We start from the raw sequence: 24,607 nt of genomic DNA, 5'->3' as shown, positions 1-24,607 counted from the left end.
CCCCTCAGTCGCTCCGCGACAGCTCCCCCAGAGGGGGAGCATCGCCGAGCCCGACCTCAGAAGATCTCGAACAGCCCCGCGGCCCCCATCCCCCCGCCGATGCACATGGTCACCACGCCGAGTTTGGCCTTGCGGCGCTTGCCTTCCAGCAGCAGGTGGCCGGCGCAGCGGGCGCCCGTCATGCCGAAGGGGTGGCCGATGGCGATGGAGCCGCCGTTGACGTTGTACTTCTCCGGATCGATGCCCAGGCGGTCGCGGCTGTAGAGGCACTGGCTGGCGAAGGCCTCGTTCAGCTCCCACAGGTCGATGTCGTCGACCTTCAGGCCGTGGCGTTCCAGCAGGCGCGGCACGGCGAAGACCGGGCCGATGCCCATCTCGTCGGGCTCGCAGCCGGCGATGGCGAAGCCCTTGAACAGGCCCAGCGGCTCTAGGTTGCGGCGGGCGGCCTCCTTGGCCTCCATCACCACCACGGCGGCCGCGCCATCCGACAGCTGCGACGCGTTGCCGGCGGTGACGAAATTGCCCGGGCCCTTCACCGGCTCCAGCTTGGCCAGGCCCTCCAGGGTGGTCTCGGGACGATTGCATTCGTCCCTGGTGACCACGTAGTCGACCAGGCTCTCTTCCTTGGTTTCCTTGTTGACCACCTTCATCTTGGTGGCCATCGGCACGATCTCGTCATTGAAGAGACCGGCGGCCTGGGCGGCGGCGATCCGCTGCTGGCTGCGCAGGGAGTATTCGTCCTGGTATTCGCGGCTGATCCCGTAGCGCTTGGCGACGATGTCGGCGGTGTCGATCATCGCCATCCACAGGGCCGGCTTTTCCTTCATCAGCTTGTCTTCGGTGATGTGGAAGCGGTTCATGTGGCCGCCGCCCTGGACCAGCGAGATCGACTCCACGCCGCCGCCGATCGCCGCCGGGGCGCCGTCGTTGCGGACGTAGTTGGCGGCCGTCGCGATGGCCTGCAGGCCCGACGAGCAGAAGCGGTTGACGGTCTGGCCTGAGGTGGTGACCGGCAGGCCGGCCCAGATGGCGGCGTTGCGGGCGACGTTCATGCCGGTGGCGCCTTCGGGGCCGCCGCAGCCCAGCACCACGTCCTCGATCTCCGGACCGTCGAGGCCCGCGCGGCTGACCGCGTGCTGGATGGCGTGGCCGGCCATGGCCGCGCCGTGGGTGTTGTTGAAGCCGCCGCGATTGGACTTGGCCAGGCCCGTCCGGGCGTAGGAGACGATGACCGCTTCGCGCATGGCGCTTCTTCCCTGTTTAAACGTTAGTTTGAATTTCCGTCACCGTAGGCCGGAAATTCCGGTTGGGAAAGATCACGCATGCGTAAGCCGGCGCTGGCGATGCCATCCCCGTCCATGGGGTCGATCGCGGCGTCCTGTCGCGGAGGGCTCTTAACCCGCTCTTGAGAAAGGAGGGTCTTAGTTTCCAGCCATGATCCTGCTGGCCGCCTTCGCGTTCCTGGGAGCCCTGCTCGGGCTCTTCTGGCGCCCCCGCTTCGTGGGGGTGGTGTTCGCCGTGGCCCTGGCCGGCATCGTCCAGGGCGTGGCGGCCTGGTCGCTGCAGATTCTGTCGCACCAGGTCAATCGCGAGCACCTGCTGCTCCAGATGCACGCGGTGTTCGGCGAGACCCTGATCGACTTCGCCGGTCCCGTGGCCGCCGCCACGGTCGGGTCGGTGTTCGCCGCCCTGCTGGGCGGCCTGGCCGACGGCCGTCGCCCCCCGGTGCTGGTCACCGCCGACGGCCTGCGCCGCAAGGCCGGCAAGGACGGCCGCTACGCCCGCCTGGAAGGCATGGTCGAAGACCGCGCGATCCACGCCAAGGCCGAGAGCCGGATCGACTCGATCCTGGGGCTTTGAGGTCGGCATTCCGGCCTCGGAGTTTTGGCCGCTAACCTCCCCAATCTCCCGTCATTCCCGCCCTTGTGGCGGGAACCCCTCTGTCAGCCGCAAGGGCGGATGGGGTGACGTGCTCAGCACGTCACTTGCGCCTCACCTGCGAGCGGAACCAGGGGTTCCCGCCACAAGGGCGGGAATGACGGGAGGGGAGGGATGGGGCGGGGCGGCGAACCTGGCCGCCGGCCACCCGAAAACCTCCGTTTCGATAAAATATGCGCACGCGAACGAAAACGCGCTTGCGCTATTTCTGAACGCTGATATCTAAGCAGTGCTTAGTTCGGTTGCGCGGCGCCGGTGGGGATACCGACGCCCTTGCCCCCAAGGGGCAGGATCCCTCGCAGGCCGACGGCCAGTACAGCTTACGCGCCGATCATCGATCTTTCCATCATCCCCGAAGCTGGAGGGCTTTGTCCATGAAGCTCCGCGCCCTGGCGGCTGTCGCCGCCCTGTCCGTTTGCGCGCTCGCCGCCGCCCCCGCCCTGGCCGACGGCCGCCTGGCGGTCACTCTCGAAAAACCCGTCTCCGCCAAGACCAAGATCGTCGCCGGCGGCGCGGTCTTCGTCTGCGAAGATGCGTCCTGCGTCGCGGCCTCGGCGCCGTCGCGGGCCCTCAGCGTCGCCTCGTGCAAGGCGCTGGCCAAGGAAGCCGGGCGCGTCTCGGCTTTCGGCGGCGACGCCAAGGCCCTGGCCGCCGACGAGCTGGAGCGCTGCAACGCTTCGGCCAAGGCCGCCTGAGCCTGAACTCCACACCGGCGGCTCTCGCCTCCGGCTGTTTTCCTCGATCATCGCCTGACAGGGCGGCGGGCTTGTTCCGCCGCCTTTTTCTTTCGTCCGTCCGGGAGTTAAGTGTCGTCCATGACCCAGTCGATCGCCGCCCTGCTGGAAGACGCCTTGAAGGAAGCCGCCGGTCCCGACGCCGCGCCGGTGTCGTTGACCATCGATTACGGCGAGGGCGCGAGGCCGGACCTGGCCCTGCGCGGCTGGATCGAACGGGCCACTCGCAGTCTGGTGTTCGCCCAGGCCGAGGCCCGTACGCCGGGCGGCGCCCTGGCCGGCGCGGCCTCCGGCGTATTCCGCCGCGTCAACGTCTGACGGATAAACGGCTTTTTTCCGAAACTTGGCCGAACGCGATCGTCTCGGCTTGGTTGCGACTGCGAACACCCCGTGTTATCAGGCGCCGGGCTTCGGGAAGGGCAGCGTGAGAGCGCGGGCCGCCCGTGCGCTTTTCTCAAGCGCGATCAAGTCTTTAAGCCGGGAAGAGGGGGCAGCTTCTCTTCCGCGGCGATTGCAACGCACACCGGGCGGAACAAGTGGCGGAAGAAACCAAGGCGACGGATGCGGGTCAGCGTTATGCGCAGTCCCTGTTCGAACTGACGATCGAAGGCGGCAACCTGGCGAAGGTCGAACGCGACCTGAAGGATCTCAAGGTCCTGATCGCCGATAGCGCCGACCTGCGCCGTCTGATCGACTCGCCCGCGTTCTCGGCCGAGGACAAGGCCAAGGGCCTGACCGCCGTCGCCGTGAAGGCCGGTTTCGACATCCTGACCGCCAAGTTCCTGGGCCTGATCGCCTCCAACGGCCGCGCCATCGAGCTGGTCGGCGCGATCAACGCCTTCGTCGCCCTGTCGGCCAAGCACCGCGGCGTGGTCGCCGCCGAGGTCATCTCGGCCGCCCCGCTGACCGCCGCTCAGCTGAAGGCCGTCACCGCCGGCGTCTCCGAGGCGCTCGGCAAGACCCCCGAAATCTCGACCCGCGTCGATCCGTCCATCCTGGGCGGCGTCAAGGTGCGCGTCGGTTCCCGTCTGTTCGATGCTTCGCTCCGTTCGAAGCTCGATTCCCTGAAATTCGCCCTCAAGCGCGCCTAAGCGTATAACCGCGCAAAAAACGTACGTACGCAGAGAGCCCTAAGAAAGAGCCCGACCCAGCCATGGACATCCGCGCCGCCGAAATTTCGGCCATCCTCAAGTCGCAGATCGCCAACTTCGGCGAGGAAGCCGCCGTCTCGGACATCGGCCAAGTTCTGTCGGTCGGCGACGGCATCGCCCGCATCTACGGTCTGGACAACGTCCAGGCCGGCGAGATGGTCGAATTCCCGAAGGCCGGCGTGAAGGGCATGGCCCTGAACCTCGAGCGCGACAACGTCGGCGCCGTGATCTTCGGCGCTGACGCCGAGATCAAGGAAGGCGACGAAGTCCGCCGCCTCGGCGAGATCGTCGACGTGCCGGTCGGCAAGGGCCTGCTGGGCCGCGTCGTCAACCCGCTGGGCGAGCCGATCGACGGCAAGGGCCCGATCCAATACACCGAGCGTCGCCGCGTCGATGTGAAGGCCCCGGGCATCATCCCGCGCAAGTCGGTGCACGAGCCCGTGCAGACCGGCCTGAAGTCGATCGACACCCTGATCCCGGTCGGCCGCGGCCAGCGCGAGCTGATCATCGGCGACCGTCAGACCGGCAAGACCGCCGTCGCCATCGACACCATCCTGAACCAGAAGGCCGCCAACGCCGGCAAGGACGAGAGCGCCAAGCTCTACTGCGTCTACGTCGCCATCGGCCAGAAGCGCTCGACCGTCGCCCAGATCGTCAAGACCCTGGAAGAGCACGGCGCCCTGGAATACACCATCGTCGTCGTGGCCTCGGCCTCGGAGCCGGCCCCGCTGCAGTACCTGGCCCCGTTCGCCGGCTGCGCCATGGGCGAGTGGTTCCGCGACAACGGCCTGCACGGCCTGATCATCTATGACGATCTGTCCAAGCAAGCCGTCGCCTACCGCCAGATGTCGCTGCTGCTGCGCCGCCCGCCGGGCCGCGAAGCCTATCCGGGCGACGTGTTCTACCTGCACTCCCGCCTGCTGGAACGCGCCGCCAAGCTGAACGAAGACAACGGTTCGGGCTCGCTGACGGCCCTGCCGATCATCGAAACCCAGGCCAACGACGTCTCGGCCTACATCCCGACCAACGTGATCTCGATCACCGACGGCCAGATCTTCCTGGAAACCGACCTGTTCTACCAGGGCATCCGCCCGGCCGTGAACGTCGGCATCTCGGTGTCGCGCGTCGGTTCGTCGGCCCAGATCAAGGCCATGAAGCAAGTCGCCGGTCCGATTAAGGGCGAACTCGCCCAGTATCGCGAAATGGCCGCCTTCGCGAAGTTCGGCTCGGACCTGGACGCCTCGACCCAGAAGATGCTGGCCCGCGGCGAGCGCCTGACCGAGCTGCTGAAGCAGCCGCAATACGCGCCGCTGTCGGTCGAAGAGCAGGTCTGCGTGATCTACGCCGGCACCCGCGGCTATCTCGACAAGATCCCGACCTCGTCGGTGCGTCGCTTCGAGACCGAGTTCCTGGCCCGCCTGCACAGCGCCCACCAGGACCTGCTGACCGGCATCGCCACCAAGAAGGCCCTCGACAAGGACCTGGAAGCGTCGCTGAAGAGCGCGCTCGACAGCTTCTCGTCGACCTTCGCCTAAGCCCCCTCGGAACCGCTCGGAGAGAGTAGCGCCGAATGGCCAGCTTGAAGGAAATGCGCAATCGGATCTCGAGCGTCAAAGCGACGCAAAAGATCACGAAAGCGATGCAGATGGTGGCGGCTGCCAAGCTGCGCCGGAGCCAGGACGCGGCGGAAGCCGCCCGTCCTTACGCCCGGCGTCTGGCCAGCGTCATCGCCAACCTCGCGACCGGCGTGTCGGGCGACGGCGCTCCGGCGCTGCTGGCCGGCACCGGCCGCGACGACCGTCACCTGGTGGTGGTGGCCGCGGCGGACCGCGGTCTCGCCGGCGGCTTCACCTCGTCGATCGTGCGCGCCTCCCGCGCCCACATCGACGGGCTGATCGCCCAGGGCAAGGACGTGAAGATCGTCTGCGTCGGCAAGAAGGTGACCGCCCAGCTGCGTCGCCTCTACGCCGGTCGCATCGTCGAGAACTTCGACCTCTCGGCCTATCGCCAGCTGACGCTGTCGGTGGCCCAGCCGATCGCCGACGTCGTCACCAAGCTTTACGAAGCCGGCGACATCGACGTGGTCACCCTGTTCTACAGCCGCTTCAAGTCGGTGGTGCAGCAGATCCCGACCGCGCTGCAGCTGATCCCGGCCGTGGTCGAGGGCGGTGAAGTCGCGTCCGGTCCTGCCGCGGTCTACGAGTACGAGCCCTCGGAAGAGGCCATCCTCGAGACCCTGCTGCCGCGCAACCTGACGGTTCAGATCCTGTCGGCGCTGCTCGACAACATGGCCGGCTTCTACGCCAGCCAGATGACGGCCATGGACAACGCCACGCGGAACGCGGGCGACATGATCAAGCGCTACACCCTCGAGTACAACCGTTCCCGCCAGGCCCAGATCACCAAGGAGCTGATCGAGATCATCTCCGGCGCCGAAGCCGTCTGATCTAGCCTAACGCCAAAAACGCACGCAGAGACGCACGAAAGACCCGCACGCCATGGCCAAGACCCCCGCTAAGGCTCCCGCCGCCGCCGCTGAAAAGCCGGCTGCCGCCAAGAAGCCCGCCGCCCCGAAGGCCGCCGCCGCCGCTCCGGCCGCCGCTGCCGCCGCTCCCAAGGCTCCGGCCGCCAAGAAGCCGGCCGCCCCGAAGGCCGCCGCTGCTCCGAAGGCTCCGGCGCCCGTCGCCGGCGAAGCCACCGGTCGTCTGGTCCAGATCATCGGCGCCGTCGTCGACATCGAGTTCACCGGCCCGCTGCCGGCGATCCTGAACGCCGTCGAGACCACCAACACCGCCACCGGCCAGCGCCTGGTGTTCGAAGTCGCCCAGCACCTGGGCCAGAACACCGTCCGCGCCATCGCCATGGACGCCACCGAAGGTCTCGTCCGCGGCCAGCCCGTGCGCGACACCGGCGAAGCCATCCGCGTGCCGGTCGGTCCGGGCACCCTGGGCCGCATCATGAACGTCATCGGCGAGCCGATCGACGAGCAGGGCCCGATCCAGTCGGACATCACCCGCACGATCCACCGCGACGCCCCGACCTTCGCCGAGCAGACCAACACCGCTGAAGTGCTGGTCACGGGCATCAAGGTCATCGACCTGATGTGCCCCTACACCAAGGGCGGCAAGATCGGCCTGTTCGGCGGCGCCGGCGTCGGCAAGACCGTGACGATGCAGGAACTGATCAACAACATCGCCAAGGCTTACGGCGGTTACTCGGTTCTGGCCGGCGTGGGCGAACGCACCCGCGAAGGCAACGACCTCTATCACGAGATGATCGAGAGCAACGTCAACGTCGACCCGAAGGCCAACAACGGCTCGACCGAAGGCTCGCGCTGCGCCCTGGTCTACGGCCAGATGAACGAACCCCCGGGCGCCCGCGCCCGCGTCGCCCTGACCGGCCTGTCGATCGCGGAATACTTCCGTGACGAAGAAGGCAAGGACGTGCTGCTGTTCGTCGACAACATCTTCCGCTTCACCCAGGCCGGCGCCGAAGTGTCGGCTCTGCTGGGCCGCATCCCCTCGGCCGTGGGCTACCAGCCCACCCTGGCCACCGAGATGGGCAACCTGCAAGAGCGCATCACCTCGACCAACAAGGGTTCGATCACCTCGGTCCAGGCCATCTACGTTCCCGCCGACGACCTGACCGACCCGGCCCCGGCCGCTTCGTTCGCCCACTTGGACGCCACCACCGTTCTGTCGCGCGACATCGCCGCCCAGGCCATCTTCCCGGCCGTCGATCCGCTGGACTCGACCTCGCGGATCATGGACCCGCTGGTCATCGGCGAAGAGCACTACACCGTGGCTCGCCGCGTCCAGGAAGTCCTGCAGCAGTACAAGGCGCTGAAGGACATCATCGCCATCCTGGGCATGGACGAACTGTCGGAAGAGGACAAGCTGACGGTCGCTCGCGCCCGCAAGATCAGCCGCTTCCTGTCGCAGCCGTTCCACGTGGCCGAGCAGTTCACCAACACGCCGGGCGCCTTCGTCCAGCTGAAGGACACGATCCGCTCGTTCAAGGGCATCGTGGACGGTGAGTACGACCACCTGCCGGAAGGCGCCTTCTACATGGTCGGCCCGATCGAAGAAGCCGTGGCCAAGGCCGAGAAGATGGCGGCGGACGCCTGATGATGCGCGCCCGAATGGTCGGCTTGCTGTCTTCGACGGTCGCCGCCATTTGGGCGACCGCCTCGGTGGCTTTGGCTGCGCCCTACGGGAGCGCCGCCGAAGCCTACCTGGCCGGCAACAAGGCTTGCGCGGCGCAGTTCGAGAAGATGAAGCTGGAGGTCAGGGGGGCGCAGATCGCCTTCCAGACCTTCGACGGGATCGAGGCCTTTCCCGGCTTCGTCGTCGCCAGGGCCGACCAGTTTCCGGCGGGCCTGACCAGGTTCAACCGCAACGGGCTGTTCGCCGTCGGCAAGGCGGAACTGGCGGCTGATGCGACCGGTTCGGTCTATGTCGTCGTCGGCACCGGCAATCGCGGCAAGGCCCAATGCACGGTCGTCGCCTTCGACGCCCAGGCCGCTCAGCAGCCCACGCTTGACTGGCTGGCCGCGACGGGTTCGGGCTTCCAGGACATGAAGCTGGACGGGACCGAAGAGGTTTACACCATCAAGACCTTCGGCCACCCCCTGGTGGAGAACCTCGGGACCCGGATCGATCTGTATTTCGCCTCCGCGGGCTACATAGATTCCATAACGTCGTTCGCCGCGTTCACCGTCGGACAGATGACGCGTCGCCCGCCGGCGGAGCCCGACGCAAAGAAGCAAGACTGAGATGACCGACACCGACTTCGAAGCCGTCAACTTTTGCTGCGAGGAGCTGGAGGACGCCGTGTCTTCGGACGCCGAGGCCTCGCTCATCGAGCACGACAGCGGCCTGATCCTGCTGAACCTGGGCCAGCGCGAAGCCGATGGCGAGACCGGCACGGTCCTGACCACCATCCGCTTCTGCCCGTTCTGCGGCACCGAGATCCAGACCGACGAAGACATTGAGGCGGCCCTCGGCGCCGTGGAGACTTACGACTGATGGCCAAGCTGCACTTCTCCCTCGTCGCGCCCGAGCGCGAGCTGTTCTCCGCCGACGTCGACCAGGTCGACGCGCCGGGCACGGAAGGCGATTTCGGCGTCCTGCCGAACCACGCGCCGTTCATGACCACCCTGCGCGAGGGCCGGGTCACGGTGCGCGACGGCGCGACCGTCAAGCTGTTCGACATCCAGGGCGGCTTCGCCGACGTCGGTCCCGACGGCTTCACGATCCTGGCCGAGCACGCGGTGGAAGTGGCCGGCTAAGGGCCGCTTCTCTCGGAGCACTTCGAAAGCGCCTCCATCCGCAAGGGTGGGGGCGCTTTTCGTTTGCCCCTCTCCCCTTGCGGGAGAGGGTGGCCTCCCGGAGGGAGGTCGGGTGAGGGGTCTCTCAGACCTCAAAGCCGCCTGTAGCGGTCAGGCCGGGTGAAGCGTCTCCAGTTTGAGAGACCCCTCATCCGTCGGTCTTCGACCGCCACCTTCTCCCGCAATGGGAGAAGGAAGAGGGCGCCAACTATAAAAATTACGATTGTGACCCTATCGGCGCCGCAATCCGTCACCATAAGGGTTGCGAGGGAACGCTTGTCGGTTTTAATGCCGACCTCCAAGTCTCTAGGGGATATCCAGACTATGCGCCTTGCGCTCGCCAGCTTGATCGCCCTCGGCGTCGTCTCGACCGCCGTCGCTCAGGAGCAACCCGCTCCCGCCGCCGCCCCGGCTCCCGCCCCGGCCGCCGCGCCCGCCGATCAGGCCGCGCCCGTGGTTCCGGCTCCGGCCGCCGGCACGCCCGAAGCCGCCGCCGCCGCGGTCGCTCCGGAACCCGTGCGCCCGCCGCCGCCGACCGATCCGGTCTCGGTGCGGATCCTCAGCGTGCTCGACACCATCTGCAAGCCGGCCGTGGTCGGCGGCGACTTCAACGCCCTGGCCAAGGCCGCGGGCTTCAAGAAGAAGCGCGACCTGTGGACCCTGGACCTGGGCAAGCCCTACCAGATCGTCCTCGACAACCCGGGTTCGAACAAGAACGTCTGCACCCTGAACGTCCAGCACGCTCAAGGCCCCGAGCAGGCCCAGGCCCTGGCCACCGCCCTGCACGACTGGGCCAGCTGGGAAAACAGCCCGCAGCTGCGCCTGATCCGCAACGACCAGCTGGTCACCGACGTCAAGCGCCTGACCGTGACCTGGGACAACAACGCCGCCGGCGGCAAGGCCGGCCTCGTCTATGTCCGCATCAAGAAGCTGGACGACAGCTCGGTCGGCAAGAACTACGAGCAGGCCCAGATCCTCTACACCTCGCAGTGAGGCCAGGAGGGCTTGCCCTCCGGGATTCAGAAGCTATCTAGGCAAGGCGCGGGGACGACCCCGCGCCTTTGCTGTTTTCCGGGGACGACCCCGCTTCTCGCGACGCCGAGGCCACGGGCCGGGCGCGCGATCAACGGGAGCAGGTCATGGCCTGGATCATCCTCTTCATCGCCGGTCTTTTCGAAATCGGCTGGGCCGTCGGCCTGAAATACACCGAGGGCTTCACCCGCCCGATCCCCACCCTCCTGACCGCGATCAGCCTGGTCGCCTCGATGGGCCTGCTGGGCTGGGCCGTGAAGAGCCTGCCGCTGGGTACGGCCTATGCGGTCTGGACCGGCGTCGGCGCGGTCGGCACGGCCATCGTCGGCATCCTGGTGTTCAAGGAACCGGCCACGGCGGCGCGGCTGGTCTGCCTGGGCCTGATCGTCTCGGGGATCCTGGGGCTGAAGGTGTTCAGCTCGGGGCACTGACGTCGCCCGAGGAAACCTCTCCCATGGGGAGAGGGAGGGGGCCGCGCCGCAGGCGTGGGAGGGTGAGGGGGTAAGCCGTCGGCCGCCCCGTCACCCTTGTCCCTGCCTTGTCCGGAAAGGTTCCTAACCCCTCACCCTCCCATGCTGCGCATGGGCCCCTCCCTCTCCCTATGGGAGAGGGTCAGGGTGAGCCTACGCCGCCGCCCGGTCCTCGGCGGCGATGAAGTCCAGGCAGACCTGCGCCACGTTTTCCCAGCCGGGCTCCCCCGGCAGCCAGTGGCTCATTTCCGGGAACTCGCGGAACACCCCGCCCAGGCGGGCGGCGGTCTGGCGGACGGTGGCGGGCGGGTGGACGACGTCCTGGCCGCCGGCGATGGCCAGCACCGGGGCCTTCACCGTACCGGGGCTGGTGGTCATGAAGGGGTCGAGCCACCAGTTCAGCGTCTCCCACAGCGCCCGGCCGCTTTCCGACGTCATGCGGGCGTAGAGGGCGCGGCGGGTCTCGCGGGGCAGGCGGTCGAGGCTGTAGCGGCGCACCACGCCGTAGTCCGGCGCGATGGCCTGCAGCCAGTAGGGGCCCAGCGAATAGAGGCTGACGGCCGAGACCGCCTCCTCCAGGCTCGCCCCGTGCACGCCCCAGGGCGGCGAGGGGGCCAGCAGGATCAGGCGATCGACCGGGGCGCGGCCGGCGGCCAGCTGGGCCACCAGGCCGCCCATCGAGTGGCCGATCAGGATCGGCGGCGTCTCGCACGACCGGATCAGCCGCACGACAGCGCGGGCGTAGTCGCTCATCGACAGGCCGACGATCGACTCGCCGGGCGCGCGGCCGGGCAGGTCGGGCGTCAGCACCTGATGACCGGCGGCCTCGAACGGCGCGCGAAACACATCGAACGTCCAGCCGCCGCAGAAGGCGCCGTGGACCATGATCACCGGAGCCTTCACGCCCGCCTCTTAGGTCAACCCCGCCCGTGTGACTGATACGAGCGTTTCAATGGAGCCTACACGCTCTTCTTGCCGCGTGGCGAAGTTTTGGCGGGCGTCGTTGTCGCAGCAGTCTTGGTTGCGGCGGCCTTCGGGGTCGCCTTCGGCTTGGCTTCGGCCTTGGCGGCCGGCGCGGCCTTGGGAGCGGCCTTGGCGGCAGGCGCGCTCTTGGCTTTCGGAGCAGGCTTGGCCGGCGCCGGCGCGGGGGCGGCCTTGGCGGTGGGAGCAGGCTTGGCCTTGGCGGCAGGCTTCGCGGTCGCCGGCTTGGCCGGTTCGGCGGGAGGCGCTGCGGCCTTGGCGGGCGCCTTGGGCTTGGCGACCTTGGCGGCGGGGGCGGTCTTGGCTTCGGTCTTCGGCTTGGGCGCCGACTTGGCCGGGGCCTTCGCCACAGGAGCCGGTTCGACCGGCGCGGGCGGCGGCGTCTTCGGCTTGGTGGTCTTGGCCGGCGCGGCCTTGGCCTCGGTCTTGGCGGGAGCAGGCGCGACTTCGGCCTTGGCGACGGTCTTCGGGGCGGTGGGCTTCGGCGCAGGGGCCGCCTTGGGCTTGGCCGGCGCCTTGGCGGCGGGCTTCACGACCGGTTCGGCGACGACGGCCTTGGCCTTGCTGGGCGTCTTCGCCTTGGCGGGGGCCTTGGGCTTGGGGGCCGGGGCCGCTACCGGGGCAGCCACGGGGGCCGGGGTCTCCGCTTTCGGCTCCGGCGCCGGCTTGGGAGCGGGCGTGGGCGTCGGTTCGGCCTTGGGTTCGGCCTTGGGTTCGACCTTGGCCTTGGCAGGCGGCGGAGCGGAGGCCGGGCCGAGGCCCTTTTCCGACAGCCAGGCCTTGGCCGCGTCGTACAGGGCCGCGCTGCCCGGCTCGTCGATCAGCCAGTGGGCGTGGTCGGGATATTCGCGATAGTCGGCCCCGGCGTACTTGCGGCCGACCAGGCGCAGGTCCTCGACCGGCGTGGTGCGGTCGCGGGCCCCGGCCAGCACCAGCACCGGCACGGCGACCTTGGCGGAGTCGACATGGGCGGTGCGCGAGGGATCGCGGTCGGGATAGGCCAGGTCCTGCAGCACCCGGCCGGAGTCGTACACCGCCGTGGCGTAGAGGGCGTCGTGGCGGGCGGCGGGCACGGCGTTGACCACGCCGAACTTGAAGCCGGTCTTCCACATCTTCACCGGCTTGGGCGGGCCGCCCTGGCTGAGCACGGCGTTGAGGAAGGTGATCAGGGGAGAGAGCTTGGGCTTGCCGCGCGCATCGGCCGGCGAGGCGGGGGCGAACAGCACCAGTCCCGAGGTCAGGCCGCTCTCGGCCAGCTTCTGGGCGATCAGCCCGCCCATCGAGTGGCCGAAGACGATCGGCTTGATCCCGTCGCGGGCGGCGGTCACCGCCGCCAGGGCGCTGAGCTCGGCGACGTAGTCGGCCAGGCTAAGCCCGCCGAGTTCGGCCGACGGCGAGGCCGGCACGCGCAGCTTTGGACGGATGGTCGGCGTCTCGACCGCATAGCCGGCCTTGCGAAACGCCTCGGCCGCCGGCGACCAGCCGTCGCCGGTCATGCCGTAGCCGTGGATCATCAGGATGGTTCTGGTCACGCCCGCGCCTCCAATCCCCAAGCGAGGATCGGCGCGCGAGCCTTGGGTGTCAGGCGACGCGCGCGAACCCCGAGAAAGCGGCGACCATCAGTTCGTAGACGCCGCGTTTGAAGGGTACGATCAGTTCGGGCGTTTCGTCGAGAGCGCCCCAGCGCCAGTCGTCGAACTCGATGTCGCCGTGGGCGGCCAGATCGATCTCGGACTCCTCGCCGGTGAAGCGGAAAGCGAACCACACCTGCTTCTGGCCCAGGTACCCGCGGGCGCGTTTCGTGCCCATGAAGTCGGCCGGATAGTCGTAGGTCAGCCAGCCCTCGGTGCGGCCCAGCAGCGCCGCGGAGGTGACGCCGGTCTCCTCGTGCAGCTCGCGGCGGGCGGCGGCTTCCAGGTCCTCGCCCTCGTCGACGCCGCCCTGCGGCAGCTGCCAGTTGAAGGGCGGCTCCTGCTTGTGGCGCATGCCCAGCCAGACGCGGCCGTCGGTCGGATGGAAGAGGGCGACGCCCACATTGGGGCGGTAGAGGGAGAGGTCTTGCTTGGCGCTCATCGCCTGGCGATAGCCGAAGCCGGGGCCAGTTGCACGCCCCGTGCGTTCAGCCCGCCGGCCCAGTTGCGCACCTGGCTGATGGTGACGGGGTAGGCGAAGCCCACGCCCATGGCCGCGCCGCGCGCGCCGGCGCCGGCTTCCAGGGCCCGCAGCTGGCCCTCGATGGCCTCGCCGGACAGATCGTCGTCGATGCCGCGCTCGGCCGAGGCGCGCGGGATCGGGCCGCCCCGACGGGCGGCCGAGCCGTCGTCGACAAAGGCCAGCCCCCGGGCCTTGAGCGAGGCCATGAAGGTGGCCATGGCCGGGTCGGAGGCCAGGAACTTCGAGCCCAGATAGTTGGTCAGGCCGAAATAGCCGGTGGCGCGCGACATCAGCCATTCCAGCTTGCGCACGGTCTCGTCGGGCCGGTTGGCGGCGATCAGGGTGTAGGGGCCCGGATCGTTGGCCGGATAGTCGTTGGGCTCCATCGGCGTCTCGAGCAGCACCTCGTGGCCGTGCGAGCGGGCCAGGTCGATCCAGCCCTGCAGGCCCTCGGAATAGGGCGCGAACGACAGGGTGATCTCGGGCGGCAGGGTCTCGATGGCGGCGCGGGTGGTCTGGGCGTTGAGGCCCAGGCCCCCGATCACCAGGGCCACGCGCGGGCGGCCGTCGGGCGTGAAGGGGCGGGCATAGGCCTCGGCGACCGTGCGGCCGTCGGGGGCGATCACCGGCAGCGGGCCGCCGCCGGGGCCGGGAACCGACAGGCCGGGCAGCGGGGCCTGGACCAGGGCGCCGCCGGACGGAACGGGCGGGGCGGCCAGGTCGACGGCTTCGCTTTCGGCTTCGGGCGCGGCGGCGCGGCGGGCGAAGGGGTGTTCGGACAGGTCCATCGCGCCGGGCAGCAGCGGGGCTTCCTCGGCGCCCTCGGGGGCCAGGGCCTCGCGCCAGCCTTCGGGCGGATTGGTGGTGGCGCCGATCTTGGTCAGCTCCAGGCGCAGCACCGGCGCGCCGGCCCTGGGATCGCCGGTGACCATCACCAGCACGGCCAGGCTCAGCAGGAACAGGAAGGCCGCGGCGCTGGCGCCGATATAGGGGTTGCCGGCGGCCGCCAGCAGGCGCGCGCGCAGGTCGCCGCCGCCCGCGTCAACGGCGGGCGCGGCGGCGGTGTAGGCGGGCTTGCGGGAGAACACGGCGGCCATGGACGAGCCTTACGAGGCAAGCTTCCAAGATATGGTTAACGCTGTTTGGCGAAAGCTGCGGCGAAATCGACAGGCGGCTGGCGCCGGTTTTTGCGGCGTCGGCGGTGAAGGAATGACCGTCTGGCGGCGTGATGGCCCGTGACGGCTTTACGACGCTTTCCGCCGGCCGATCCTCGGGCGCAAGCTTGAGATCAGGAGGCCTCGTCCGATGAGCATGACCGAGATCGCCCGCTTCTCCACCACCGCGGCCCCCGAAGCCCGCGCCGTCTGCCTCGCCGCGGTGTTGCGGGCAGGGGCGGGCTTGGCGCTGGGCCTGGCCGTGGTGCTGATCGCGGCGCTGGGGATGGGGTAGCGCGGCTTCCTTCTCCCCTTGCGGGAGAAGGTGGCGGCGAAGCCGACGGATGAGGGGTCTCTCAGATGCGAGACCCCTCACCTGACCTGACCGCTGCGCGCAGCTTTGAGTTCTGAGAGACCCCTCACCCGACCTGCTTCGCAGGCCACCCTCTCCCGCAGGGGGAGAGGGATTCCTGAGGCCCAAAGAAAAAGCCGCCCATCTTTCGACGGGCGGCTCCTTCTCTCGAAGGTTCGAAAACGTCCTTACTTCTTCTCGACCGGAGGCTTGCCGGGCGTGGCCGCCGCGGCGGCGGCCTTGGCGGTGACTTCGGCGATCTTGGGCTGCGGCTTGGGCAGCTTGACCACCGCCTCGACCGAACCGGCCTTCAGCACGGCGACGGCGCGTTCCAGCTGGAAGTCGCCCTTCTTCTCGTCGAAGCCGGAGGGCGGGGCCTCGGCCGGGGTGTGGACGCCCTTGCGGGTCTTGCCCTCGTCGGCGTTCAGCGCGTTCTTGAAGCTGGCCTCGCTGAACCACACGCGGTTGGCGATGTCCTGGGCTTGGTCCTTGGTCTGGGCCACTTCCAGGTCGGGCTCGATGCCGGTCTTCTGGATCGAGCGGCCCGACGGGGTGAAGTAGCGGGCCGTCGTCAGCTTCAGCGCGCCGTCGGCGCCGCCGCGCAGCGGGATCACGGTCTGGACCGAGCCCTTGCCGAAGCTGGTGATGCCCACCAGTTCGGCGCGATGGCGGTCCTGCAGGGCGCCGGCGACGATTTCGGCGGCCGAGGCCGAGCCCTGGTTGATCAGCACGACCATCGGCATGCCGGCCAGGATGTCGCCCGGCGTGGCGTTCAGGCGCTGGATGTCGCGCGGATTGCGGCCGCGCTGGCTGACGATCTCGCCGCCTTCGAGGAACAGGTCGGCGACCCCGCGCGCCTGGTCGAGCAGGCCGCCCGGATTGTTGCGCAGGTCGAAGACCAGGCCCTTCATCTGCGGGTTCTTGGCCTTCAGGTCGGTGATGGCGGCCGAGAGCGCGTCGGTGGACTTCTCGTTGAAGCCGGGCAGGCGCACGTAGCCGTAGTCGCCTTCCATGCGGGCGATGGCGGCCTTGGGCTTGATGACCTCGCGCACCAGCTTGACGTCGAACGGGTCGGTCTTCTCGCGGGCGATGGTGATGGTCACCGTCTCGCCGGCCGGGCCGCGCATCTGCTTGACGGCCTCGGTGACCGTCAGGCCCAGCACCGACTGGCCGTTGACGGCCGTGATGTAGTCGCCGGCCTGGACGCCGGCGCGGGCGGCGGGCGTGCCGTCCATCGGCGAGATCACCTTGACCACGCCGTCCTCGCTGGTGACCTCGATGCCGAGGCCGCCGTATTCGCCGCGGGTGGTGTCCTGCATGTCCTCGAAGCTGTCGGGCGACAGGTAGCCCGAGTGCGGGTCGAGGCTGGTCAGCATGCCGTCCAGCGCCGCCTCGATCAGCTTCTTGTCGTCGACCTCGGTGACGTACTGGTCCTCGACGGTGGCGAGCACGTCGCCGAACAGTTCGAGCAGCTTGTAGGTCTTGGCCTTCTGCGAGGGGATGGTCGCTTGGGCGATGGGGCTGACATAGGCCATCGTCCCCGCGCCGAGGATGAAGGCCGAAACACCGATGAGCAGGTACTTGCGCATAAGGCCTAGAAGGCTCCCTTGCGGCGGTGAGGCCGCGTTCGCTAACCGAGCGGCGAGAGCGCCGCGTCTTAATCGTCCGGCCCCGTCCATCCCCGACGCGGGCCGCACGTCGATGGACATCCATCATTACTGAAAAAGTCGTCTACCGCGACTCCTGCTTGAGCCAGCGCCCCGGGTCGGCCGGAACGCCGTTCTCGCGCACCTCAAGATAGAGCTCCGGCTCCAAAGGTCCACGGTCAGTCATGCTGCCCAGCTCCGCGCCGGCTGCGACCGATTGTCCGGGGGCGACCTTTACGTCGGCCATGCCGGCCATGACCAGGTGATAGGCGCCCTGGGTGCGGACGATGACCACCATGTCCCAGCCGTTCAGCGGACCGGCGTATTCGACGGTGCCGGCGGCCGGGCTGCCGACCGCCTGGCCCTTGGCCGTGCGGATCGACAGGCCTTCGGACTTGCCGCCGACCGGCAGGGCCTCGCCGAAGCGGCGGACGACGTCGCCCGGGGCCGGGGCGCGAAGGGCCAGCGGGCCGGTGCTGGCGGTCGTCAGGCCGTCGGTCAGGGCGCCCAGGGTGCGGCGCTCCTGGTCGGCGGCGATGGCGTCCTGGGCGTAGGCGCGCTCCAGCTCGGTCTTCTCGACGATCATCCGCTCCAGCTCGCCCCGGCGGTCGGCCACGGCGCTTTCGGCGGTGAACAGCTGCTCGGAGGCGGCGGCGGCCTCGCGGCGCAGGGCCCCTACGGCGCGGGCCTGGCGGGCGTAGGCGTCGGCCCGGGCCTGCAGCTCCGGCGTCATGGCGCGGATCAGGATCGCGGCCCGCACCGCGTCGCGGGCGTCGCCGGGATTGACCAGCAGGGCCGGCGGCGGGTTGCGGCGGAAGAGTTGCAGGGCGCTGAGCAGCCGGGCCAGCTGGCCCCGGTCGCGGCCCATCTCGCCGATCAGCGCCGACTCCCGGCGGTGCAGGACCTCCAGCCGCTGGCGCTTGACGTCGACATCGGCGCCGGCGGCGACCTGCTGCTGGTTCAGCCGGGTCAGCTCGGCCCGCAGGTCCTCGATCTCGCGGCGGGTGTCGGCGGCCTGCTGCAGGTCGCGCGTGCGCTGGTCGCCCACCTGCGCGAGCACGACCCCCGCCCCGGCGAGAAGCAGGACGGCGGCGCTGGCGGCGGCGATCGCGAGGCGGCGGGGCATTGCGTCCCTATCTGCCTGAGGGCGCGGCGGTTTCAAAGGGTTTGCCCCACCAACCTCCCGTCATTCCCGCCCTTGTGGCGGGAACCCCTGGTTCCGCTCGCACGTGAAGCCGCTAGCGGATCGCTGGCGATCCGCCCCTGCTGCCCTTGCGGCTGACAGAGGGGTTCCCGCCACAAGGGCGGGAATGACGGGAGAAAAATGGAGGGCGGCCAGTCGAAACCGCGCCGCTCAATCCCGGTGATACGGCGAGCCCGACAGGATGGTGACGGCGCGGTAGATCTGTTCGGCCAGCATGGCGCGGGCCAGGGCGTGGGGCCAGGTCTGGGGGCCGAAGGCCAGCAGTTCGTTGGCCCCGGCCAGGATCGACGGATCCAGCCCGTCGGCGCCGCCGATCAGGAACACGATCCTACGCTGGCCGTCGTCGCGCAGCCGCTCCAGCCGTCCGGCGAAGGCGCGGGAGGTGTGGACCTTGCCGTGCTCGTCGCAGGCGACGACGTAGGCGCCTTCCAGGTGCGGGCGCAGCACCTCGGCCTCGGCGGCCTTGCCGGGCTTCCTGGCCTCGACCTCGAGGATCTCGACCGGACCTAGCGCCAGGGCGCGGCCGGACGCGGTGGCGCGGGACGCATAGTCCAGCGCCAGCTGCGCCTCGACCATGCGGCCGAGCTTCCCGACGGTGAGGATGGTGATCTTCATTTTGGGGAGAGCGTGCGTTGAAGCCCTCGTCCTTCGACAAGCTCAGGATGAGGGTTTCAAGAGCATGACCTTAGACCTCACCCTGAGCTTGTCGAAGGGCGAGGTCGCTTGGCGCTATCAGTTCGACGAAGCCGACGGCATCCGGTGCGGGGCGTCGACGGCCCAGATCTTCTCGATGTTGTAGAAGCTGCGCACTTCGGGGCGGAACAGGTGAACGACGACGTCGCCGGCGTCGATCAGCACCCAGTCGCAGTGCGGCAGGCCTTCGACCCGGGCCTTGCCCAGGCCGTGGTCCTTCAGCGCGCGCAGCACGTGATCGGCCAGCGCGCCGACGTGACGGTGCGAACGGCCGGACGCCACGATCAGGCTGTCGGCCACGGAGCTCTTGTCCGTGAGGTCGATGTGGACGATGTCCTGGGCCTTGTCGTCGTCGAGGCGCGAGAGGATCAGCGTCTCGAGCGCCTTGATGTTCAGGTCCGTACTGAGCGTCGGATTTTCAGTCGAGGATTCGGCCCCAGCCGGTCCCTCGTGCGCCGTCGGCGCGGGGTCGCTACGCAGCGGAATGCTCCTTATTGGCTTCGCGCAAAGCCTCCCTTAGCACGGAAAGACTCGAAACGTGAGGGGGATCGTGGTCGCAGGGCGGCGGCGGGCTATATTGCGGCGGTTCGGGGAGGGGTGAATCGTGCGTGGAGGCGGGTTTTCGAGCTGGGCGGCGGGGCTGCTGCTGATCGCGTCGTCGCCGGTCGCGGCCCTGGCGGGCGAGGATGGGCTGACGCTGAAGGAGGTCCGCGACCTGCCGTCGGCGGAACTCGCCGCCCGCGTGCTCGCCCAGGCCGTGGGCGCCGATCCCTCCGTCCATATCGAGGACGGGACGCCCGAAGCCTACGCCCTGCGGAAGATCGACGTGCGGCTGGCGCCGCGCCCGGTCGCCGATCGCGTGTGCCGCCAGCAGACCCTGACCATCCTTTTCGAGCCGGTGGCCGCCGACGGACCCGCTCTCCGCGCCGATCCGCCCAGCGTCGCCGACCGGGTGTCGGTGGCCGACGGCTATCTGCTCGTCGCCCCGGGCGGCCGCGACTGCGCCGGGGCCGGCTGGCCGCCGTTCAAGGCGTCGTCCGACGCGGTGGCGAGCCTGGGCGTGAAGCGGCTGGCGGACCTGCTGGCCGCGCCCGGCCGCTGGCGGTTCAGCTGCGCGCATCCCGGCTGCGATCTCGCCCAGGTGCGGCTGGAGGACCTGAGAAGCGTCCATGGCTCGGAAGGCGGTTCGCTGACGCTGAACGGCGAGATGGCCGGACGGACGGGATGGACGCTTTCGATCGCGTCCGACGGCGACGTCGCCACCCTGTGGACAGGGCCGATCGCGCCGCACTAGGCGCGATCCAGCCTAGCCCTTGGGCGGCCGCGCCCTAAGCGCCGTCGACGAGGCGAAGTTCAGCGGGCCGGTGAGGTAGACCCAGGCGGGCGTATCGGCGTCGGCCAGGGTGGACGCGGCGCTGGCCGGGCGGCGGGCGAAGGCGAAGCGGCGGGCGGCCGGCGAGGTGCGGGCCTTCAGCGCCGCCCACGGCCGCGAGACCACGGCCACCGGCACCGAACGCATGATCTGCGTCCAGCCGCGCCAGCGGTGGAAGGTTGCCAGGCTGTCGGCGCCCATCACCCAGACGAACTTCACGCCCGGGAAGCGGGCCTTCAGCACCCGCAGGGTGTCGATGGTGTATTGCGAGCCGAGGCGCGTCTCGGCGTCGGAGACGATCATCCCCGGCCCGCGCGCCCACTTGCGGGCCTGGTCGATGCGCTCGGCCAGGGGGCGGGTCTCGTGCGAGGACTTCAGCGGGTTCTGCGGCGACACCAGCCAGATCACCCGGTCCAGGCCCAGGCGATGCATGGCGGTCTCGGCCACGTGGGCGTGGCCCTCGTGCGCCGGGTTGAAGCTGCCGCCGAACAGCCCGACGCGCATCCCCGGCTCCAGGTGGAAGCCGAGGCGCTGGGCGCTGGTACGGCCGGCCTCAGGGACGAGTCTGGCCGGTCCCGCGAACCACATACTTGAACGTCGTCAGTTGCTCGGCCCCAACCGGGCCGCGGGCGTGAAGCTTGTCGGTGGCGATGCCGATCTCGGCCCCGAAGCCGAACTCGCCGCCGTCGGCGAACTGGGTCGAGGCGTTGACCAGCACGATGGCGCTGTCGACCTTGGCGACGAAGGCCTCGGCGGCCTCCGCGTCCTCGGTGACGATGGCGTCGGTGTGGCCCGAGCCGTAGGTGGCGATGTGCTCGGCCGCGCCCTCGACGCCGTCGACCACCGCCACGGCGATGATCGGGGCGAGGTATTCGGTGGTCCAGTCCTCGACGGCGGCGGCCTTGAGGTCGGGCTCGATGGCGCGGGCGGCGGCGTCGCCGCGGATCTCGCAGCCGGCCTTGATCAGCACGTCGGCGATCGGCGGCAGCAGCCTGGCGGCGGCCGCGCGGTCGATCAGCAGGGTCTCGGCCGAGCCGCACACCGACACGCGACGCATCTTGGCGTTCAGCACGATGTCGGCGGCCTTCCTGAGGTCGGCGGCGGCGTGCACGAAGACGTGGTTGAGGCCTTCCAGGTGGCCCAGCACCGGGGCGCGGGCCTCGGCCTGGACGCGGGCGACCAGGCTCTTGCCGCCGCGCGGGATGATCAGGTCGATGCTGCGGTCCAGGCCCGACAGGATGGCGCCGACGGCGGCGCGGTCGGTGGTCCGCACCATCTGCACCACCTGGGCCGGCAGGCCGGCGGCCTCCAGCCCCTTCAGCACCGCGCCGTGTATGGCGAGGTTGGACTCGATGCACTCCGAGCCGCCGCGCAGGATGACGGCGTTGCCCGAGCGCAGGGTCAGGGCCGCGGCGTCGGCCGTCACGTTGGGACGGCTCTCGTAGATCATGGCGATGACGCCGATCGGCGTGCGCACACGGGCGATGTCCAGGCCGTTCGGCCGGGTCCAGCGGGCGGTTTCCACGCCCAGCGGGTCGGGGATGGCGGCCACGGCCTCGACGCCGGCGGCCACGCCTTCGAGGCGGGCCTCGTTCAGCATCAGCCGCTCGATCATCGGTGCGGTCAGGCCGTTCTTGCCGGCCTTCTCCAGGTCGCGGGCGTTGGCGGCCAGGATGGCGGGGGCCTCGGCGCGGATGGCGGCGGCGATGGCGGTCAGGGCGGCGGTGCGCTGGGCTGGCGTGGCGAGGCGCAGCGCGCGCGCACCCTCGCGAGCCGCCTGGCCCATCGCTCTCATCGTCGCCTGCAGGCCACCGGCCGCGTCGTCCATGGCTCGTCCGTCCCCGGATATGCTCAGAGTGAGCCTTACCTAGGCGCTTTGGGCCTCGGGGGGAATGGCCAAACGCTGGATTTGCCGTCAGCGCAGCTGGAAGCGGCGTGACGGGCGCGGGACCTTGCGGCTAGGGTCGGGCCTCCCGAGGAGGAAGATCATGCGTCCTGGACTGGTGCTCGCCGCGCTCGCCGCCCTGGCCGTCACGCCCGCCCTGGCCCAGCCCAAGACGCCCGCTACGCCCAAGACCCCCTACGAAGCCGTCGATCCGTTCATCGGCACGGACGGGGAGGGGCACACTTTCCCGGGCGCGGTAGCGCCGTTCGGCATGGTGCAGCTGTCGCCCGACACCGACGTCCTGCCGTTCAAGCAGAGCTACGCCCGCGCCGCCGGCTACCGGCGCTCGGACCCGACCATCCTCGGCTTCTCGCACACCCACTTCTCGGGCAGCGGCCATTCGGACCTGGGCGACATCCTGCTGGCCCCGGTCAGCGGCGAGGCCCGGCTGGAGCCCGGCGATCCGAAGGTCCCCGGCTCGGGCTACCGCTCGCGCTTCACCCACGACGGCGAGATCGCCCAGCCCGGCTACTACGCCGTCACCCTGACCGACAGCCGCGTGCGGGCCGAGCTGACCGCCGGAACGCGCACCGGCCTGCATCGCTACACGTTCGAGAAGGGCGCGCGGGCCCAGGTGCTGCTCGACCTGCGAAGCTCGCTCTACAACTATCCGGGCAAGGTCAGCTGGTCGCGGATCCGGGTGCGCGAGGACGGGACGGTCACCGGCATGCGCGAGACGCGCGGCTGGGCGCCGGGCCGGCAGCTCTATTTCGCCATCCGTTTCAGCCGGCCGATGGTCGGTCGCAGCCTGACCAGCACCGAGACCGACGTCCCCTACAAGGGCTTCAAGCAGCCCGGCCGCACCGGCGGCGACCGCGCTCAGATGGAGGGCCGCGCCCTGGTCGGCGTCTTCGACTTCGGCAAGATCGACGGGCCGCTGGTGGCCAAGGTCGCGATCTCCACCGTCGACGAGGCCGGGGCCCTGGCCAATCTCGACAGCGACGAGAAGGGCTTCGACTTCGACGGTCTTCGGATGCGCACCCGGGCCGACTGGGAGAAGGCGCTGGGCGCGCTCGACATCGCCGCGCCGGCCCCGATGCGGACCAATGTCTACACCGCCCTCTATCACGCCCTGATCGCGCCGAGCGTCTCCGGCGACGTCGACGGCCGCTGGCGCGGGCCCGACAATGCGGTGCACCAGGCGCCCCTCTCCGGAAAGGGAGCCTTCACCTATCACTCGACCTTTTCGCTGTGGGACACCTTCCGCGCCGAGCATCCGCTGCTGACCCTGGTGCAGCCGGAACGGCGCAACGCCGACTTCGTCAATTCGCTGGTCGCCTCGCAGAAGGTCAGCCCCTACGGGATCCTGCCGGTCTGGGCGTTCCACGGCCAGGAGACCTGGACGATGATCGGCTATCACGCCGTGCCGGTGATCGCCGACGCCTGGCTGAAGGGCGTCCGCGGGATCGACGCCGACGCGGCGCTGGACGCCATGGTCGCGAGCGCGACCTACGGACCCTATGGCGGGCTCTCCGACTACATGACCCTCGGCTACGTGCCGATCGACCGCGAGCCGGAAGCCGCCTCCAAGACCGTCGAATACGCCTTCGACGACTGGACCATCGCCCGCATGGCCAAGACCCTGGGCAGGGCCGACGTGGCCGCGACCTTCGAGAAGCGGTCGCTGAACTGGCGGAACAGCTTCGATCCCAAGACCGGCTTCCTGCGCGCCCGAAAGAGCGACGGGGCGTTCCGCGAGCCCTTCGACCCGACGGCGATCAACTACGGCTCCGACTACACCGAGGGCAACGCCTGGCAGTATTCGTGGTTCGCCCCGCACGACCTGGGCGGCCTCGTCTCGACGATGGGCGGCGACGCGGCGGTCGTGAAGAAGCTCGACGCCATGTTCGAGTACGACAACTCCAAGCTCGACTACTCGCACGCCGAGGACATCGCCGGCCTGATCGGCCAGTACATCCACGGCAACGAGCCCAGCCACCACGTGGCCTACATGTACGCCTATGCCGGCGCGCCGTGGCGGACCCAGGCCCGGCTGAAAGAGATCGTCGAGAGCCAGTACAAGCCCACGCCCGAGGGGCTGTCGGGCAACGACGACCTCGGCCAGATGTCGGCCTGGCTGGTGTTCACGGCGCTGGGCTTCTACCCCGTCGCGCCGGGCTCGAACGAATACGTCATCGGCCGGCCGTTCGTGGAGAAGGCGATGCTGACCCTCGACGGCGGCAAGCGCTTCACGGTGCGCGCCGAAGGGCTGTCGGACGCCCATCCCTACGTCGCCAGGGTCACGCTGAACGGCAGGCCGCTGGACCGGGTGTTCCTGCGCGACGCCGAGATCCGGGCCGGGGGCGAACTGGTCTTCACCATGGGCGCGACGCCGAACAAGGCCTGGGGCGCCAAGCCCGCCGCGCGGCCGTACTCGCTGACGCCCTACCCGAAGTGATGTCGTGTTTTCCTGACATGATGTCAGGTTGACACGACATTTTGCCCGTGTCAG

General features: G+C 69.5%; 26 protein-coding genes. 15 read left to right on the top strand and 11 right to left on the bottom strand.

Features of this window, described 5'->3' with window-relative positions:
* Positions 1-56 precede the first annotated feature (56 nt).
* On the bottom strand, positions 57-1,244 hold the full coding sequence (locus AC07N1_RS09360; RefSeq protein WP_494671545.1) for an acetyl-CoA C-acyltransferase: 1,188 nt from the start codon (positions 1,242-1,244) through the stop codon (positions 57-59).
* A gap of 190 nt (positions 1,245-1,434) precedes the next feature.
* Here AC07N1_RS09360 and AC07N1_RS09355 point away from each other — a divergent pair, with 190 nt between their 5' ends.
* From AC07N1_RS09355 to sugE, 12 genes are all read left to right on the top strand, one after another.
* On the top strand, positions 1,435-1,860 hold the full coding sequence (locus AC07N1_RS09355) for a hypothetical protein (protein ID WP_494671544.1): 426 nt from the start codon (positions 1,435-1,437) through the stop codon (positions 1,858-1,860).
* Between the two features lie 452 nt (positions 1,861-2,312).
* The gene (locus AC07N1_RS09350) at positions 2,313-2,633 is read left to right on the top strand and encodes a DUF8200 family protein (protein WP_494671543.1); all 321 of its coding nucleotides are present in this window, start codon (positions 2,313-2,315) and stop codon (positions 2,631-2,633) included.
* 120 nt (positions 2,634-2,753) lie between these two features.
* Entirely contained in the window at positions 2,754-2,990 is a 237-nt protein-coding gene (locus AC07N1_RS09345; RefSeq protein ID WP_494671542.1) for a hypothetical protein, read from the top strand.
* A gap of 218 nt (positions 2,991-3,208) precedes the next feature.
* Positions 3,209-3,763, top strand: coding sequence for a F0F1 ATP synthase subunit delta (locus AC07N1_RS09340; protein WP_494671541.1), 555 nt, complete (start codon positions 3,209-3,211; stop codon positions 3,761-3,763).
* 62 nt (positions 3,764-3,825) lie between these two features.
* The gene (gene atpA, locus AC07N1_RS09335; RefSeq protein WP_110133024.1) at positions 3,826-5,358 is read left to right on the top strand and encodes a F0F1 ATP synthase subunit alpha; all 1,533 of its coding nucleotides are present in this window, start codon (positions 3,826-3,828) and stop codon (positions 5,356-5,358) included.
* Between the two features lie 35 nt (positions 5,359-5,393).
* A complete protein-coding gene (locus tag AC07N1_RS09330; RefSeq protein ID WP_110119150.1) occupies positions 5,394-6,269 on the top strand; it encodes a F0F1 ATP synthase subunit gamma in 876 nt (291 codons plus the stop codon).
* Positions 6,270-6,321: 52 nt separating this feature from the next.
* Positions 6,322-7,950 (top strand): F0F1 ATP synthase subunit beta, encoded by a 1,629-nt coding sequence (atpD, locus tag AC07N1_RS09325; protein ID WP_487289958.1) that lies wholly within the window; start codon positions 6,322-6,324, stop codon positions 7,948-7,950.
* Entirely contained in the window at positions 7,950-8,597 is a 648-nt protein-coding gene (locus AC07N1_RS09320) for a hypothetical protein (protein WP_494671540.1), read from the top strand. Before atpD ends, AC07N1_RS09320 begins: the two co-directional genes overlap by 1 nt.
* A 1-nt stretch (position 8,598) precedes the next feature.
* Entirely contained in the window at positions 8,599-8,850 is a 252-nt protein-coding gene (locus AC07N1_RS09315; protein ID WP_494671539.1) for a hypothetical protein, read from the top strand.
* A complete protein-coding gene (locus tag AC07N1_RS09310) occupies positions 8,850-9,113 on the top strand; it encodes an ATP synthase F1 subunit epsilon (RefSeq protein ID WP_494602540.1) in 264 nt (87 codons plus the stop codon). The genes AC07N1_RS09315 and AC07N1_RS09310 overlap by 1 nt, the downstream gene beginning before the upstream one ends.
* A 363-nt stretch (positions 9,114-9,476) precedes the next feature.
* A complete protein-coding gene (locus tag AC07N1_RS09305) occupies positions 9,477-10,145 on the top strand; it encodes a hypothetical protein (RefSeq protein ID WP_494671538.1) in 669 nt (222 codons plus the stop codon).
* Between the two features lie 146 nt (positions 10,146-10,291).
* Positions 10,292-10,615, top strand: coding sequence for a quaternary ammonium compound efflux SMR transporter SugE (sugE, locus tag AC07N1_RS09300; protein ID WP_494671537.1), 324 nt, complete (start codon positions 10,292-10,294; stop codon positions 10,613-10,615).
* A 192-nt stretch (positions 10,616-10,807) separates the two neighbouring features.
* On the opposite strand, the gene AC07N1_RS09295 is transcribed toward sugE, so the two are convergent.
* Genes AC07N1_RS09295 through AC07N1_RS09280 form a run of 4 tightly spaced genes read right to left on the bottom strand, consistent with a single transcriptional unit; the run spans position 10,808 to position 14,886 of the window.
* Positions 10,808-11,557 (bottom strand): alpha/beta hydrolase, encoded by a 750-nt coding sequence (locus AC07N1_RS09295; RefSeq protein ID WP_494671536.1) that lies wholly within the window; start codon positions 11,555-11,557, stop codon positions 10,808-10,810.
* Between the two features lie 56 nt (positions 11,558-11,613).
* Complete coding sequence (locus AC07N1_RS09290; protein WP_494671535.1) at positions 11,614-13,167, bottom strand: alpha/beta hydrolase; 1,554 nt, start codon at positions 13,165-13,167, stop codon at positions 11,614-11,616.
* Positions 13,168-13,216: 49 nt separating this feature from the next.
* Positions 13,217-13,708 (bottom strand): RNA pyrophosphohydrolase, encoded by a 492-nt coding sequence (locus AC07N1_RS09285; protein WP_494671534.1) that lies wholly within the window; start codon positions 13,706-13,708, stop codon positions 13,217-13,219.
* On the bottom strand, positions 13,705-14,886 hold the full coding sequence (locus AC07N1_RS09280; RefSeq protein WP_494671533.1) for a divergent polysaccharide deacetylase family protein: 1,182 nt from the start codon (positions 14,884-14,886) through the stop codon (positions 13,705-13,707). The genes AC07N1_RS09285 and AC07N1_RS09280 overlap by 4 nt, the downstream gene beginning before the upstream one ends.
* 208 nt (positions 14,887-15,094) lie before the next feature.
* On the opposite strand from AC07N1_RS09280, the gene AC07N1_RS09275 reads away from it, so the two are divergent.
* Complete coding sequence (locus AC07N1_RS09275; protein ID WP_158285868.1) at positions 15,095-15,238, top strand: hypothetical protein; 144 nt, start codon at positions 15,095-15,097, stop codon at positions 15,236-15,238.
* A gap of 245 nt (positions 15,239-15,483) precedes the next feature.
* On the opposite strand, the gene AC07N1_RS09270 is transcribed toward AC07N1_RS09275, so the two are convergent.
* From AC07N1_RS09270 to rsfS, 4 genes are all read right to left on the bottom strand, one after another.
* Complete coding sequence (locus tag AC07N1_RS09270) at positions 15,484-16,884, bottom strand: S41 family peptidase (protein ID WP_494671532.1); 1,401 nt, start codon at positions 16,882-16,884, stop codon at positions 15,484-15,486.
* A 142-nt stretch (positions 16,885-17,026) separates the two neighbouring features.
* Positions 17,027-18,067, bottom strand: coding sequence for a murein hydrolase activator EnvC family protein (locus tag AC07N1_RS09265; protein ID WP_494671531.1), 1,041 nt, complete (start codon positions 18,065-18,067; stop codon positions 17,027-17,029).
* Between the two features lie 228 nt (positions 18,068-18,295).
* Complete coding sequence (gene rlmH / locus AC07N1_RS09260; RefSeq protein ID WP_492854385.1) at positions 18,296-18,760, bottom strand: 23S rRNA (pseudouridine(1915)-N(3))-methyltransferase RlmH; 465 nt, start codon at positions 18,758-18,760, stop codon at positions 18,296-18,298.
* 117 nt (positions 18,761-18,877) lie between these two features.
* Positions 18,878-19,318, bottom strand: coding sequence for a ribosome silencing factor (gene rsfS / locus AC07N1_RS09255; RefSeq protein ID WP_494602839.1), 441 nt, complete (start codon positions 19,316-19,318; stop codon positions 18,878-18,880).
* Between the two features lie 124 nt (positions 19,319-19,442).
* Here rsfS and AC07N1_RS09250 point away from each other — a divergent pair, with 124 nt between their 5' ends.
* Positions 19,443-20,132 (top strand): hypothetical protein, encoded by a 690-nt coding sequence (locus tag AC07N1_RS09250; RefSeq protein WP_494671530.1) that lies wholly within the window; start codon positions 19,443-19,445, stop codon positions 20,130-20,132.
* Between the two features lie 12 nt (positions 20,133-20,144).
* On the opposite strand, the gene AC07N1_RS09245 is transcribed toward AC07N1_RS09250, so the two are convergent.
* Complete coding sequence (locus AC07N1_RS09245) at positions 20,145-20,798, bottom strand: nicotinate-nucleotide adenylyltransferase (RefSeq protein ID WP_494671529.1); 654 nt, start codon at positions 20,796-20,798, stop codon at positions 20,145-20,147.
* The gene (locus tag AC07N1_RS09240; protein ID WP_494671528.1) at positions 20,764-22,038 is read right to left on the bottom strand and encodes a glutamate-5-semialdehyde dehydrogenase; all 1,275 of its coding nucleotides are present in this window, start codon (positions 22,036-22,038) and stop codon (positions 20,764-20,766) included. Before AC07N1_RS09240 ends, AC07N1_RS09245 begins: the two co-directional genes overlap by 35 nt.
* Before the next feature lie 64 nt (positions 22,039-22,102).
* Between AC07N1_RS09240 and AC07N1_RS09235 the strand changes: the two genes are divergently transcribed.
* Complete coding sequence (locus AC07N1_RS09235; RefSeq protein WP_494671527.1) at positions 22,103-24,553, top strand: GH92 family glycosyl hydrolase; 2,451 nt, start codon at positions 22,103-22,105, stop codon at positions 24,551-24,553.
* Positions 24,554-24,607: the final 54 nt, after the last annotated feature.

The sequence above is a fragment of the Caulobacter sp. GW821-FHT09B11 genome (genome assembly GCF_059418205.1).
Note: the sequence above shows the minus strand (reverse complement) of the source record. Positions and strands in the feature narration are given on the sequence as shown.

What these genes read in the sequence shown, in the direction of transcription:
- AC07N1_RS09360 (WP_494671545.1), bottom strand. Translation starts at nt 1,244, where the DNA reads ATGCGCGAAGCGGTCATCGTCTCCTACGCCCGGACGGGCCTGGCCAAG.
- AC07N1_RS09355 (WP_494671544.1), top strand. Translation starts at nt 1,435, where the DNA reads ATGATCCTGCTGGCCGCCTTCGCGTTCCTGGGAGCCCTGCTCGGGCTC.
- AC07N1_RS09350 (WP_494671543.1), top strand. Translation starts at nt 2,313, where the DNA reads ATGAAGCTCCGCGCCCTGGCGGCTGTCGCCGCCCTGTCCGTTTGCGCG.
- AC07N1_RS09345 (WP_494671542.1), top strand. Translation starts at nt 2,754, where the DNA reads ATGACCCAGTCGATCGCCGCCCTGCTGGAAGACGCCTTGAAGGAAGCC.
- atpA (WP_110133024.1), top strand. Translation starts at nt 3,826, where the DNA reads ATGGACATCCGCGCCGCCGAAATTTCGGCCATCCTCAAGTCGCAGATC.
- AC07N1_RS09330 (WP_110119150.1), top strand. Translation starts at nt 5,394, where the DNA reads ATGGCCAGCTTGAAGGAAATGCGCAATCGGATCTCGAGCGTCAAAGCG.
- atpD (WP_487289958.1), top strand. Translation starts at nt 6,322, where the DNA reads ATGGCCAAGACCCCCGCTAAGGCTCCCGCCGCCGCCGCTGAAAAGCCG.
- AC07N1_RS09320 (WP_494671540.1), top strand. Translation starts at nt 7,950, where the DNA reads ATGATGCGCGCCCGAATGGTCGGCTTGCTGTCTTCGACGGTCGCCGCC.
- AC07N1_RS09315 (WP_494671539.1), top strand. Translation starts at nt 8,599, where the DNA reads ATGACCGACACCGACTTCGAAGCCGTCAACTTTTGCTGCGAGGAGCTG.
- AC07N1_RS09310 (WP_494602540.1), top strand. Translation starts at nt 8,850, where the DNA reads ATGGCCAAGCTGCACTTCTCCCTCGTCGCGCCCGAGCGCGAGCTGTTC.
- AC07N1_RS09305 (WP_494671538.1), top strand. Translation starts at nt 9,477, where the DNA reads ATGCGCCTTGCGCTCGCCAGCTTGATCGCCCTCGGCGTCGTCTCGACC.
- sugE (WP_494671537.1), top strand. Translation starts at nt 10,292, where the DNA reads ATGGCCTGGATCATCCTCTTCATCGCCGGTCTTTTCGAAATCGGCTGG.
- AC07N1_RS09285 (WP_494671534.1), bottom strand. Translation starts at nt 13,708, where the DNA reads ATGAGCGCCAAGCAAGACCTCTCCCTCTACCGCCCCAATGTGGGCGTC.
- AC07N1_RS09280 (WP_494671533.1), bottom strand. Translation starts at nt 14,886, where the DNA reads ATGGCCGCCGTGTTCTCCCGCAAGCCCGCCTACACCGCCGCCGCGCCC.
- AC07N1_RS09275 (WP_158285868.1), top strand. Translation starts at nt 15,095, where the DNA reads ATGAGCATGACCGAGATCGCCCGCTTCTCCACCACCGCGGCCCCCGAA.
- AC07N1_RS09270 (WP_494671532.1), bottom strand. Translation starts at nt 16,884, where the DNA reads ATGCGCAAGTACCTGCTCATCGGTGTTTCGGCCTTCATCCTCGGCGCG.
- AC07N1_RS09265 (WP_494671531.1), bottom strand. Translation starts at nt 18,067, where the DNA reads ATGCCCCGCCGCCTCGCGATCGCCGCCGCCAGCGCCGCCGTCCTGCTT.
- rlmH (WP_492854385.1), bottom strand. Translation starts at nt 18,760, where the DNA reads ATGAAGATCACCATCCTCACCGTCGGGAAGCTCGGCCGCATGGTCGAG.
- AC07N1_RS09245 (WP_494671529.1), bottom strand. Translation starts at nt 20,798, where the DNA reads ATGTGGTTCGCGGGACCGGCCAGACTCGTCCCTGAGGCCGGCCGTACC.
- AC07N1_RS09240 (WP_494671528.1), bottom strand. Translation starts at nt 22,038, where the DNA reads ATGGACGACGCGGCCGGTGGCCTGCAGGCGACGATGAGAGCGATGGGC.
- AC07N1_RS09235 (WP_494671527.1), top strand. Translation starts at nt 22,103, where the DNA reads ATGGCCAAACGCTGGATTTGCCGTCAGCGCAGCTGGAAGCGGCGTGAC.